9 protein-coding genes and 1 pseudogene are annotated in these 13,645 nt (G+C 45.8%); all 10 read right to left on the bottom strand.

From position 1 onward, the window contains the following. Positions 1-22: 22 nt before the first annotated feature. The 10 genes and pseudogenes from CKQ53_RS08385 to rfbB all read right to left on the bottom strand — a co-directional run bounded on the left by CKQ53_RS08385 (position 23) and on the right by rfbB (position 13,552). Positions 23-2,563, bottom strand: coding sequence for a glycosyltransferase family 4 protein (locus CKQ53_RS08385; RefSeq protein ID WP_244201022.1), 2,541 nt, complete (start codon positions 2,561-2,563; stop codon positions 23-25). A gap of 6 nt (positions 2,564-2,569) precedes the next feature. Beyond that, on the bottom strand, positions 2,570-4,894 hold the full coding sequence (locus CKQ53_RS08380) for a methyltransferase domain-containing protein (protein WP_162896334.1): 2,325 nt from the start codon (positions 4,892-4,894) through the stop codon (positions 2,570-2,572). A gap of 13 nt (positions 4,895-4,907) precedes the next feature. Next, positions 4,908-6,200, bottom strand: coding sequence for an ABC transporter ATP-binding protein (locus CKQ53_RS08375; RefSeq protein WP_094117833.1), 1,293 nt, complete (start codon positions 6,198-6,200; stop codon positions 4,908-4,910). Next, on the bottom strand, positions 6,200-6,997 hold the full coding sequence (locus CKQ53_RS08370) for an ABC transporter permease (RefSeq protein WP_094117834.1): 798 nt from the start codon (positions 6,995-6,997) through the stop codon (positions 6,200-6,202). Before CKQ53_RS08370 ends, CKQ53_RS08375 begins: the two co-directional genes overlap by 1 nt. A gap of 3 nt (positions 6,998-7,000) precedes the next feature. Further along, positions 7,001-8,376 (bottom strand): annotated as a pseudogene (cpsG, locus tag CKQ53_RS08365) (phosphomannomutase CpsG). 22 nt (positions 8,377-8,398) lie between these two features. Further along, the gene (locus tag CKQ53_RS08360; protein ID WP_094117836.1) at positions 8,399-9,805 is read right to left on the bottom strand and encodes a mannose-1-phosphate guanylyltransferase/mannose-6-phosphate isomerase; all 1,407 of its coding nucleotides are present in this window, start codon (positions 9,803-9,805) and stop codon (positions 8,399-8,401) included. A 370-nt stretch (positions 9,806-10,175) separates the two neighbouring features. Next, positions 10,176-10,724, bottom strand: a complete 549-nt coding sequence (rfbC, locus tag CKQ53_RS08355) for a dTDP-4-dehydrorhamnose 3,5-epimerase (protein WP_094117837.1) — start codon at positions 10,722-10,724, stop codon at positions 10,176-10,178. Between the two features lie 4 nt (positions 10,725-10,728). After that, positions 10,729-11,601, bottom strand: coding sequence for a dTDP-4-dehydrorhamnose reductase (gene rfbD / locus CKQ53_RS08350; RefSeq protein ID WP_094117838.1), 873 nt, complete (start codon positions 11,599-11,601; stop codon positions 10,729-10,731). A gap of 20 nt (positions 11,602-11,621) precedes the next feature. Further along, a complete protein-coding gene (gene rfbA / locus CKQ53_RS08345) occupies positions 11,622-12,485 on the bottom strand; it encodes a glucose-1-phosphate thymidylyltransferase RfbA (protein WP_094117839.1) in 864 nt (287 codons plus the stop codon). Then, positions 12,482-13,552 (bottom strand): dTDP-glucose 4,6-dehydratase, encoded by a 1,071-nt coding sequence (gene rfbB / locus CKQ53_RS08340; RefSeq protein ID WP_118894879.1) that lies wholly within the window; start codon positions 13,550-13,552, stop codon positions 12,482-12,484. Before rfbB ends, rfbA begins: the two co-directional genes overlap by 4 nt. Positions 13,553-13,645: the final 93 nt, after the last annotated feature.

Genomic DNA, 13,645 nt, shown 5'->3' with positions numbered 1-13,645 from the left:
ACTCAATCCTATATATTAAAAATTATTTTAATTTAGCAATGGGAAGTTGTTCCAGCAATTGTAGAGTACTTTCTTTCCACGTAAGCCAAGGAATAGCCTTCGACTGAATCGTCGTGCCGTTCTTATCCATCTTCATCCATTCTTGTATCGCCACAACGATATCTTCTGGCTCATCACCACGAAAATAAAGGGCATTTTCGGCAGCAACTTCTCTTAACACGGGAATGTCTCGAGAAATGATCGGCAAACCGTTCTGAGCAGCTTCGATAACGGGTAATCCGAAGCCCTCAGCCAGTGACGCAACAATCAGTGCCTGAGCATTAGCATAAATATCGGTCAAAAATTCATCGCTAATCCCATTCAGCCAAAAAAGTTTCTCATTGAGCTGATGATGGCCCGTTATTTTATTAATTAGGGCGTCAATGTCCCACCCTTTTTTACCAACAATGACAAGATTACAGTCAACGCCAAGTTCCCAAAGCTTGTCAAAAGCGGCAATGACTTGGGCATGACCTTTGCGTGGCTCGATAGTACTCACCATCAGAAAGGTTGTTCTCTTCCTAATTTTTGACAAAATTTCGTCAGAATCAGCCGGCCGGCCCATCGAAGGGAGGCTGGCGGAAAGATCCGCGCCTAAATGAAAATGTTTAATTTCCAGGTAGGGATTGATGGTGTATTCATCGGCATGCTCGAACAGCCATTGTTTCACCTCATTAGCCACGCTTTTTGAAATGCAGACTAAACCATCAGTGTGGCCAGCTAGCGATTCAAGCCATACGGGAAACGCGGCTTGAATCCCTTCAGAGCACCATTGGGGATTCAATAAAGGAATAATATCGTAAACAACATAATAAACTCGAGCACCGGCTTTCCGCGCATCTTCCAACTGCCTAGCAAGGAATGGGAACAAGTGAGCCGTAAGATCCAAGCCCAAGAGGATATCATCCTTTGCAAACAGAACCGGGACATCACCTTCTTCATTGTTAATACCAAATTTCTCTGCGATGAAGGTATTGGCATAGCGGAATACTCCGCCGTAAGTGCAGTAAACAGGCCTGATACGATAACCTGGAATATCTAGCTGAAGCAGGTTCGATAATACACTTCGTACCACTCGTTGAATGCCTGTAGCCGCATCCACCTCGACCAGAACCGATATATCGACCAAAAGCTCTTTATGGTGGCTTTGGTAGCAGTTCCGAGCCATCGCCCAGGCAACCCCCAGTCGATCGACCTCGTTCAACTCTTCATTCGAGAGTTCACGGACACTAGCTAATGCCTGCTGGTAAGTATTTTCAGGGGTAACTTGCTGGCGCTCTACTTGACAGTTTGACACGCTTTTTTCAAAAGCCTGTAGCGCTATTCGCGCCGTCTTGTCCCATGAAAACTCTTTGGCCTGACATAATGCATTTTCACGAAGTGCCTGGTAGAACTTGCTATCCGTCAAAGCACGCATCATCAGCCGAGTCATATCGCCAACATCTCGAGGATCAAACATAGACTCAGGCCACCCCATAACTTCAGGGAGACTGCTGGTATTAGATGCAATCGTAGCAGCACCGCAGCTCATGGCTTCAAGTGGCGGTAAACCGAACCCTTCATGAATGGAGGGGAAAACAAATAACTTACAAGTATTATAAAGCCCAACAAGCTCATCATCAGGAATAAACCCTGTAAAGACAATATGATGCTCAGGAAGATCGTATTTCGCAGCTATTCCTAATAGATGTTCTTTGTCATGAGGTTTGATTTGACACGCGAGCAAAAGAACGTATTTTTCCTTAAGATCAGCAGGCAATGAAGAATAAGCCTGGATCAAAGCCTCGATATTTTTACGAGACTCTACGATACCAATCGTCATGATAAATTCTGAAGGAATATGGTATTTTTCCCAAAGAGATTTTCTATTTTCTTCAGAAATATTTACAACTCTAAAGTTCGAACTCGACGCAGAAGATATGTTAGTGACTTTGCTATGATCTACCTGCGTATGTGTTTTAACCTCACTTGCAGCCGATTCGGAAATAGCTAACAAACCATCGGCTTTTGGCAGTTTTTCCAACAACCCCATGTAGAATTGTTTATAATCAACAGAAGTTAGATACCTATCTGGATATATAAATGGAATGAGATCGTAAATAATAGTGAAATGACGAATCGAAGTTGGGGTATCTGGATAGGATACGATGTAATCGCCATGATATCCCTCAGTGAACCCCATGTTGCATACGACATCAGGATTAATGTTAGCGATAGCTAACTCACGGCATATTTCTGCAGCTCGAGTTCGCCCTTTATTGCCATGGTCGACTTGAGCCGTTGGCCCATAAGCTGAAAACGTATATATATCTTTCTCTGCAACTAAATGTAAGAATTCTTTTTTAACTGTATTCGTTAGATCATTAGGATAGAGACCACTCAATAATAGGCTAACTTTATGTCCAGAGGCATTATTGATAATTGATTTTGCTAGCATCAAGGAATAGCGACCAATCCCTCGTAACCTACTCTCTGTCTGGCAACTTTGTAGGTCAATAAGAATATGCACGTTGTTTTTCTCCATCAAAATTTATTTTTTTATTTTTTGGTAGATCTCATTCACTTCGGGAGGGAGATCGTCTCGAACTTCCAGTTGACGTTCCAAATGTGAATGTTGCTGTATGATGTCTTGTTGACATGCTCTATGAGCAGGATTTAGTCGTTGATACACTCTCAATGCATAGGGGTACAGACCTGTTCTATGCGTAAGATTAATAGCAAATATTTTCATTCTAGGATGCGAGCGAAGGAACGAAAATATTTTATTTAAAACCCTTTTAACTAAATGTTTACCGCGTTGGGTCACACCGAATTTCCGTAGCAGGTGGATCTGCAACCCAATATAACGATAACCTGCCGTCATACGCCAAGATCGACTTGAGAGTATAGCCTGAGTTTGCTGTTGTAAAACAACATTCTCTTCTGTCAATTTATTTATTTTTCGTTCTGCTTCTTGAAGCAAAGCATTTTCAGCGGCTAGCTTCTCTAATTGCTGCTCGATCCTTTGCAATTCGCACCGCTGCAGCTCAATATTTTCTGATGTCAACCTTTGGACCTCTTCCTCAATTCGACGTAACTCACATTGCTGTAACTCTAAATTTTTTGAGGTTAAATTATTAATACGGATCTCTATTTGCTGTAATTCGGCATTTTCCGAGGTGAGATTATCGACGGTTCTTTCAGTCAAATGTAATCGCTGCTCTAATTCTTTTTTTGCCTGATCCAGCGAGGTTATTAATTGCTCGTTTAAACTCGTAATTTGTTCTGGAACACTCTGTTTTAACAAAACAAGTTTATTCTTTAACTCATCACGATAAACGTCCAGCTGCTGATTACTATGTTCCAGTGCAGTACTGAACCTATGATCCAAGTGCGTTACGGCATTGATGAGGTTATTAAGTTTAGACTCAACCTCCTTCAATTTTTCCTGCTCAAACACCATCATTTGTTCTTGTGCAGTAATCCAGCTCTCAGAGCCAGAAGCCAATTCATCAAACTCGAGTAGATTTTCTTTGTCATGAAACAAGTCATTTAGCAGGCCGAAACTCCACTCAGCTTGAGGAACCTTCCAAAATGCATAAAGCCAGTTGGCGTACAATCTTGGAAGCTTAAACGGGCTAATCATGACAGGTCGAATAAAAGCGGTGCGAGCTTGTTCGGGAAGAAATATTTCATTGACTAAGATAAAAAACGACTGAAAAATGTTCCCTGGCCATGCACAATCTTTTTTAGCATTCGATATGGAACCATAATCGATGAGATTGACCTGTTGATCATCTGAAATCATGATATTCCAACTTCTCACGTCATCATGATACAAACCAATATTTTCTAATTCAACAAGCTGTTTTAATATTTGACTAAAGAAAGACTCATAATCAATGATCTCTCTATTTTTTAAGCGCTCCATCAATAAATTGCCTGGTAAACGCTCCATAACCAACCAACTTTCAACCTCATTTTCATCACTGAGAAATAATTTAGGCGTTGTCATATTGGGCAATGAAGAACAGCTTAAGAATTCGGCCTCAGCTTTTAACTCGGCGGCGTTACGTTCACCCTCAACCTCTGTAAGTTGGCCATTGACAGATTTGTGCTGAAATATTTTACATACATATTCGTCTGAAAAATAATAACGACGACTGCCTTTATGAATGTTGCGGTCTGCCGAATAGGGATTATCGTACCATTGCAAAAAAGGTTGGCAAAAATCGCTTAATGCAACATAACTATTACTGACAAAATACATTGGACGAGATATATCAGACAAATGAGTAGGGAAGCTAGCTACCTGATGATAAAAATGGCACTGTTCTACCAGTTCCCTTGGGTCATCCGGTTGAGCTTCTCCCCAATATAAAGGCTCTTCCTTTACTGCTAATTCAAGAACAGTTACCTTAACACTCTCAGCTAGCTTAAATAGCCATTCTTTGACTTGAGGAATACCATGTTGATAAACAATATGGTGAAAAACACTTAACCCAATGACAAAATCGTAGTCATCAGGATTTAGATGCTGAATAGTATCTTCAATTCTACCAATAGTGAAAGTCACGTCTAAGCTTGAATTTTCTTGCGCCAATGCTTGGCATACATCAATATTTTCTTGCAAAAAATCAATGCCAGTTACTGTAGCACCACGACTTGCTAAATTAAGACTGAAAAAGCCTTGTGCGCAACCTAGATCTAATACACGCAACGGGCGATCAAGTGTCTTAGCTAAAGCATCATACTGCTTATTAATAATTAGCAAACGTTCATTACAATCGCGCGACGCTTCCTGGTTCCATTCAGCATGACCATAAATCGGTTGATAAACCTCTGGCAATGCCGATACAAGATCTTGCAAAGTCATACTCATGATACCTTCAATTATAACTTTCAAATTTAGATTTCAAATCGACAATACCCCAAAACTCCATGCCTTTATGCACATGAAGAATAATAGAGTCATATCGGCGATCCAGAGGAATCATTTCTGATTGAGCGCTTCCTGAAGAAATACCAAAAGAGAGCAAGTAGTCTCCTTGATTTAAATTGAGGGGGAAGCTAAATTTGAAAATGTGCATATCTCCTCGCTGGACACTCATATTACTTCGACCTTCAGAAGCCAAAAATGAGTTTGTTCCGTAAAGAAATATTCCATCCAATGTTTTTATTAATATGCCAGGAACGACATTTTCAAAGTCATATTCGAATTTTACCTTGAAGTAAAATTCAGTAAGTTTATTACTTTCAATGCTACTGGGGTAATGGGTTTCATCGACTAAAATATCATAGTCAATTATTTTTGCCCCACCTTGTCCCCATCGGTATTCTTCCGGACGATAACCCGGGTGGGTATGAAACACATCCTCGCTATTATTTAATAACAAATCACTACCTGATGAAGCTTGTTGATCATTTTTTTCAGCCGAAGAATTTTTTTCAGATTTACCGAAAAGTTCATCGAGATACCGATTCGTCACATCTCGCGCTGTTCCATCCATCGCCACTGTGCCATCTTTAAGAAAAATAGCTCTGTCACAATGTTTTACTATATCGCCCGCACTATGGGAAACCAGGAGTAATGTGGTTCCTTGCTTTTTGAACTCGGAAATTCTCGCATAACATTTAGCCTGAAAACGCGTGTCTCCGACGGAAAGCGCTTCATCGACGATCAATATGTCCGGACGCGATGCCGTTGCAACAGCGAATGCCAACCGCATTTGCATACCGCTGGAGTAAATACGCACAGGTTGTTCAATATAATCACCGATATCAGCAAACCTTTCGATATCCGGCATTAATTTGGTTATTTCTTCCCGGCTCAACCCCATCATTAAACCCGCCATGTAAACATTTTGGCGACCCGTAAAATCAGGATGAAACCCCATACCTAGCTCAAGAAGCGCGGCAATCCGCCCCTGAACTTTTATCTCCCCTTCAGTAGGTTTAGTAGTACCTGTTAATAATTTTAATAAAGTACTTTTCCCTGCGCCATTGACACCAACAATGCCAACTGACTCACCTTCCTTGATAGAAAAGTTGATATCTTTTAATACCCATTTTTTCGTATGCTTTACTGATGAGTCCGGAAGAAGCTTTTCAAGTAAACGAAGCCACTTGGAGGCGTAATATTTGTAACACTTCCCAAGTTGGTTAACTGAAATACATGTCATTACAATTCATCCACAATATCAGCCGAGTGTTTTTTAAACATCTTCCACCCAAGTATAAATAAGACAACAGCAATCAAGGTTACCGGCCAAAGCGAATTCCAATCAGGCGCACGGTGGTAGAGCATCACACTTTGGTAGCCCTCAATCAAATTAGCCATCGGATTATATTTCAGTGCATCGCGAGCCCATTCAGGAATGGTTGAACTGACATAGACTATTGGTGTAAACCAAAACCAAAATTGCAGCAATATACTGACAAACTGACCAATATCTCGGACAAAAACATTCATGACACCCAGCAGAACGCCTAACCCCACGGAGAATAACATTTGTATTATCAGTAGAGGAATAATGCTGAAAAAGATCCACCCAGGGAAATTACCCGAGAAAACCAAAAATAATAAAAATAGCGAAAATATAATCAAGAAGTTGATAAAAGCAGAGCTGGCGACAATGATAGGGAGACAGATTCTAGGAAAGCTAAGTTTCTTCAATATATTAGCATTAGCAATAAAAACATTGACTAATCCATTCAACGTCTCTGAAAACAACCCCCATGTTAATACGCCTGAGCAAAGATAAATACTGTAGGCATAGGGGCCTGACATGTCAGACATGCGCGCACGCATCAGCTCAGAAAATATCAACGTATAAACAGCGATCATCGCTATTGGTTGAAAAATTAGCCATAGCGCCCCAAGAAAACTACTTTGATAACGGGACTGAAAGTCCCGTTTGATACTATCAAGAATAAAGCCACGATAACGGGATATCGCCTTAATAAGACCGCGTAACATGAATTATTCACCACCCAAAATATCAAGGATCTCATGCGTTTTTCGGTGCATTACAGAAGCGTCCTGCTTAGATTCAACATTCAAACGCACGACAGGTTCTGTATTTGAAGTTCGTAAGTTAAAACGCCACTCAGGATATTCGATGCTGATACCATCGGTGAGATCAACATTCGCAGCGTCAGGTTCATAAATAGCACGGATTTTTGCAATCTTCTGGGTTGCATTCTCCAGCTTGCGATTGATTTCCCCTGAAGCTGGGTAAGCAAGCAGACGGTCCCCGACCTGTTGACTCAGCGTTTTACCTTTAACCGCCACCAGCTCAGCGACCAACAGCCACGGAATCATGCCGCTATCGCAGTAGGCAAAATCACGGAAATAGTGATGGGCGCTCATTTCTCCGCCGTAGATGGCATCTTCTTTGCGCATACGCTCTTTAATGAAAGCATGCCCAGTTTTCGACATCACCGGAATCCCCCGGCTTTTTTCACCACATCAATGGTGTTCCAGGTCAAACGCGGATCATGAATAATCTTGGCGCCCGGCTGTTTTTGCAGGAACGCTTCCGCCAGAAGGCCAACGATGTAGTAACCTTCGATAAACTCAGCATGTTCATCGAACAAGAAGCAGCGATCAAAATCGCCATCAAAGGCGATGCCCATGTCTGCGCCATGCTCACGTACAGCATCAGCCGTGTCTTTACGGCATTCCGGCAACAACGGATTAGGGATGCCATTAGGGAATGTGCCGTCAGCCTCGTGGTGAACCTTGATGAATTTAACCGGCGCTCCCGCCTGCTGGAAACGCTTTTCAATTTCATCAATAACATGGCCTGCAGCACCATTGCCTGAGTTAATCACCAATTGCATCGGGCGTGTGAAGTTGGCCAGGTCGACATACTCCATCAGATGGTCGACATACTCGTTCAAAACCGAAATCTGCTTGTAACTGCCACGTCTGGATTCGTCGACCGGTGCAAAGTCATTCGCTTCGGCGAGACGCTGAACATCACGCAATCCAGTATCGCCGCTAATCGGTTTAGCGTTTTCGCGTACCAGCTTCATACCGTTATAATTCATCGGGTTATGACTCGCAGTGACTTCAATACCACCATCAATACCTAGATGAAAAGTCGCGAAGTAAATCTCTTCGGTACCGCTCATGCCAATATCCAGTACGTCCGTCCCCGCATCCTGCAGGCCTCGCGCCAACGCCTGCTTCAGCGTTTCGCTTGTCAAACGAACATCACCGCCCACGGCAATGGTCTTTGGTTTTAAAAACTCACCATAGGCTCTGCCGATGCGATAGGCGATATCTTCATTCAGCTCCTGACCTAATTCACCGCGAATATCGTAAGCTTTGAAACACGTTAATGCTGACATAAATCCCTTCTAAACGTTTCAGTTACTGGTTATTGGCTACATCAATAAAGTCATCGTCGCCCAAGTAGGAACCGGATTGAATCTCAAGGAGTTCCAGTGGTATTTTGCCTGGGTTTTCAAGCGTATGTTGTGAACCAATAGGAATAAAGGTCGATTGGTTTTCCGTTAACAGCAGCGTTTTATCTTGGATAGTCACTTTTGCCGTTCCCGAAAGAATGACCCAGTGCTCCGTGCGGTGGTAGTGCATCTGCAGCGGGAAGGACTCGCCGGGTTTGACCGTAATGCGATTAACGTTAAAACGGTCGCTCTGAACCACCAGATCGCAACGCCCCCAAGGCCAGTAAGTTTCGCGGTGGCGACGATATTCACTACGGCTATTCGCCTTCAGAAACTCCACGACGCGTTTAACGTCCTGAACTTCGTTTTTATTGGCAACCAATACGGCATCTTTTGTATTGACAATAACCAGGTTGTCCACGCCAATGGCGGCCACCAGCTGATCGTCGGTATTGATGTAACAATCCTGTGTGTTGTGCAGGAAGGTATCCCCTTGAAGGGAGTTGCCCTGTTCGTCTTTTTCATTGACTTCCCACAGCGCAGACCAAGAGCCGACATCACTCCAGCCGGCATCCAACGGGATAACCACGGCATCATCCGTCTTCTCCATGACCGCATAATCCACGGACTCGTCCGGGCAGTTCATGAAGCAGTCTTTGTCGATTTTGATGAAGTCGCTTTGTTTATCTACGCTGGAGATTGCAGCCTGACAGGCTTCCAGAATATCAGGCCGGAACTTCTCCAGTTCCTGTAAATAGCGCTTGGCATGGAACATAAACATGCCGCTATTCCAGTAGTATTCGCCGCACCGCAGATAGTCTTCCGCAGTTTTGAGGTCCGGTTTCTCTACAAAGCGCTGCACGCGGAAAGGCGCATTTTCGTCACCCGACACCTGTTCGCCACGGTGAATATAGCCATAGCCCGTCTCTGGGCCCGTAGGGATAATGCCAAAGGTGACCAAACTGCCTGCTTTAGCATGAGGAATCGCATTTTCAACCGCCGTATGAAAGGCGGCTTCATTTTCCATAATATGGTCTGCGGCAAGGACCAGCAGGATGGGATTATCGCCTGCAGAAACCGCATTCAGCGCTGCCAGCGCAATCGCTGGAGCCGTATTACGGCCCACAGGTTCCAGGATAATGTTGCTGGAGAGCTTGTTGATTTGCCGCAACTGCTCTGCAACCAGGAATCGATGTTCCTCGTTGCAGATAACCATCGGGTCGCGCGTTTGGATGCCATCGAGACGATTTACCGTCTCCTGCAGCATGGAGTTTTTCCCATGCAGGCAAATGAATTGTTTGGGGTAAAGTTCACGAGAAAGTGGCCATAAACGGCTTCCGGTTCCACCGGCCATAATCACTGGAAGTAGCATTTTGCGTTGTAACCTTTTATATATCTTGGAATTATTTATATAATTTTATGCAGAAAATAATCAAACACGCTTTCTACTCTCATTGATCTTTCTCCGCGCAGATTCCAACCTTTGCTCTTTGGATTGGCGCAACGCCCTGCGCGAACAGGGAAAGATCGTATCAACAAGCATAGTCACTACTATCCGAGACCGACAACGTCGAAAGACATTATTGGATCCTGTTTTATCAATAAATAAACACTTATAGCTTAACCTCGCGACACAGTGCACGAACAGTACAATATGAAGAGAGATTAAGGCTCTTCAACCCTATATCCACACAACAATTTCACGTCAAAACAACGATATAAAAACAACTTAATCACAAACTCTACAGCAGAACGTTTTCCTTGAGCGTTTTCGCCTGTTCATCTTTTGCGGACAACACGACATTCCCATTCTGGATTGGCCAGTCGATACCAATAGCGCTGTCATTCCACAAAATGGAATGTTCCGCGGCAGGGTTGTAGTAATCGGTGCATTTATAGACGAATTCAGCTTCCTCGCTAGTCACATAGAATCCATGCGCAAATCCTTCCGGCACCCAGAGTTGGCGTTTGTTTTCAGCGGAAAGCAAAGTGCCGACCCATTGGCCAAACGTCGGCGAGTCTTTACGGATATCGACCGCGACATCAAACACTTCCCCTGACACCACACGAACCAACTTACCTTGCGTATTCTCCGTCTGATAATGCAATCCGCGCAGGATGCCCTGTTTGGACTTGGAATGGTTGTCCTGCACAAATGGGCAAGGCCGTTTGGCGACCAGATCTTCGAATTTTTTCTGCTGCCAGGTTTCCATGAAGAATCCCCGCTCATCACCGAATACCGCGGGCTCAATAATTTTCACATCAGGTATAGCCGTATCGATTATTTTCATAAGATCACTTATACGCTTGAATGTTGTTGAGGGCGGACTGCCAGTCGCTGGGGACAATACCAAACTGTCGCTGGATCTTCTTACAATTGAGTCGGGAGTTGGCCGGGCGTTGGGCGCGAGTAGGATAGTCGGAAGTCGAAATAGAGGACAATGTTGGCAGGGCCGGGAGTAATGCCGCCTTGCCCGCCTGCTCGAAAATAGCCTGCGCGAACTCGAACCAACTGACGTACGGCATACCGGAGAAGTGGTATACGCCCCACTCAGGCGTATTGCCAGCTTCAATAAATTCCACCATACGAATCAACGCCGCGGCAATATCCCCTGCGTAAGTCGGACCGCCGACCTGATCGCCCACGATGCTGAGCGCATCGCGCGTTTCGCCCAGACGCAGCATCGTCTTGACGAAATTATTGCCATGTTCGCCAAACACCCACGCGGTACGCAGGATCAAATAGCGATCGGCCAGTTCAGCCACCGCATACTCCCCCGCGAGTTTGCTTTTGCCATAGATCCCTTGCGGCCCTACGGGCATCTCTTCACTGTAAATCTGGTCGCTTTCACCATCGAAAACATAGTCGGTGGAGATATGCAGTATTACAGCGCCGACATGTTTCGCGGCCTCAGCCAAATAGGCTGGGCCATCGCGGTTGATGGTATAGGACGGCGCGATTTCATCCTCAGCCTTATCCACTGCCGTATGTGCTGCGGCGTTGATAATGTAGTCCGGTTGAAACTGTTCCACTTTACGCATGACGGCATATTGGTCGGTAATGTCCAGTTCTTCGCGGTCGACGGCCAACAGCTCGGCCTTACCCTCTAGCTGAGCGACCAGGCTCTGCCCTACCTGTCCCCGACTGCCGGTAATCAAAACTTTCATTCTGGCTCCTGAATATCCGGTCAGTTAAGTAGGTTCATGAGGTAGCGACCGTACTGATTTTTCATCATCGGGTCCGCCAACGTCGCCAGCTGCTGATTGGAAAGCCAACCGTTGCGCCATGCAATCTCTTCCAGACAGGCCACCTGCAGGCCCTGCACATTCTCGATAGTCTGCACAAAGGACGATGCGTCGTGCAGGCTTTCATGCGTTCCCGTATCCAGCCATGCGAAACCGCGCCCGAACAGCTCGACATTCAGCGAGTCATCCTCGAGATACATCTGGTTAATCGAGGTGATTTCCAGCTCGCCGCGATGGGAAGGCTTGACCTGCTTGGCGAAATCCACCACACGGTTGTCGTAGAAATAGAGCCCGGTAATGGCGTAGTTAGATTTAGGCTGAGTCGGTTTTTCTTCGATGGAAACGGCTTTCATATTCTTATCGAACTCCACCACGCCGAAACGCTCAGGGTCTTTTACCTGATAGCCGAACACGGTCGCGCCATGTTCTTTAGCCGCGGCATTCGCCAACATGCGGCTGAAAGATTGACCGTAGAAGATATTGTCGCCCAGCACCAAGCTACAACGATCATCTCCGATAAAGGATTCACCGATGATGAACGCCTGTGCCAGGCCGTCCGGACTCGGCTGGACCGCATAGTCGATGTGGATGCCAAAATTGGAGCCGTCGCCCAGCAGGCGGCGGAAGGCCTCGTTATCTTCCGGCGTCGTGATAATCAGGATTTCCCGAATGCCCGCCAGCATCAGCGTGGAGAGCGGATAGTAGATCATCGGCTTGTTATACACCGGTAGCAGCTGCTTCGACACACCGCGCGTCAGGGGGTAAAGACGCGTGCCGGACCCGCCGGCCAGAATAATACCTTTCATGATGCCTCTCCCATACCCAAGCGCTCACGCGCATAAGAGCCATCCTGAACGCGGCTCCACCACTCCCGATGAGTCAGATACCACTCCACCGTTTTACGAATTCCGGACTCGAATGTTTCCTGCGGCTTCCAGCCCAGTTCGCGCGCGATTTTGCTTGCGTCAATGGCGTAGCGAACGTCATGACCCGGCCGATCTTTCACATAGGTAATCAGGTCCTGATACTGCTTGATGCCATCCGGTTTGTTCGGCACGCGTTCTTCCAACAGGGCGCAGATAGTCTTCACCACGTCGATGTTGGCTTTCTCGTTATGGCCCCCGATGTTGTAGGTCTCCCCTACTTCACCGGTGGTCACGACGGTGTAAAGCGCTCGGGCATGGTCTTCCACAAACAGCCAGTCACGGATCTGCATACCGTTGCCATAAACTGGCAGCGGTTTGCCTTCCAAGGCGTTGAGAATCATCAGCGGGATGAGTTTCTCTGGGAAGTGATAGGGACCGTAGTTGTTGGAACAATTCGTGACGATAGTCGGGAAGCCGTAGGTCCGCTGCCAGGCCCGCACCAAATGATCGCTGGAAGCCTTCGAGGCGGAATATGGGCTGCTAGGCGCATACGACGTCGTTTCGGTAAACAGATCGTCCACGCCTTCCAGATCGCCATACACCTCATCGGTAGAAATATGATGGAAACGGAAACGAGATTTTTTCGCTTCGTCGAGCGACAGCCAGTAAGCGCGGGCAGCTTCAAGCAGCGTGTACGTCCCGACGATGTTCGTTTCAATGAACGCCGCCGGACCGTCGATAGAGCGGTCAACGTGCGATTCTGCCGCCAGGTGCATGACCGCATCAGGGCGGTGGGTCTGAAAAATATCGTCCAGCGCGGCGCGATCGCAGATATCCGCTTGAACAAAGACATAACGCTCGTGATCTTCAACGTCTGATAACGATTCCAGATTCCCAGCGTAGGTCAGCTTATCGACATTAACCACGGCATCGGAGGTGTTGCTGATGATGTGGCGAACGACGGCAGAACCGATAAAGCCTGCACCGCCTGTAACCAATATTTTCATAGTAAGAAATCCCAAAAAGAAATGACTAACCTTAGCGATTGCAAGGCTATGAAGCCGACGATCCATGAATTTTAGGCACGCTACCGCCCTTAG

This window comes from Lonsdalea britannica (genome assembly GCF_003515985.1).
GTDB classification, from domain to species: Bacteria; Pseudomonadota; Gammaproteobacteria; order Enterobacterales; family Enterobacteriaceae; genus Lonsdalea; species Lonsdalea britannica.
The sequence above is the reverse complement of the archived record's forward strand: the minus strand, read 5'-3'. Positions and strand labels throughout refer to the sequence as shown.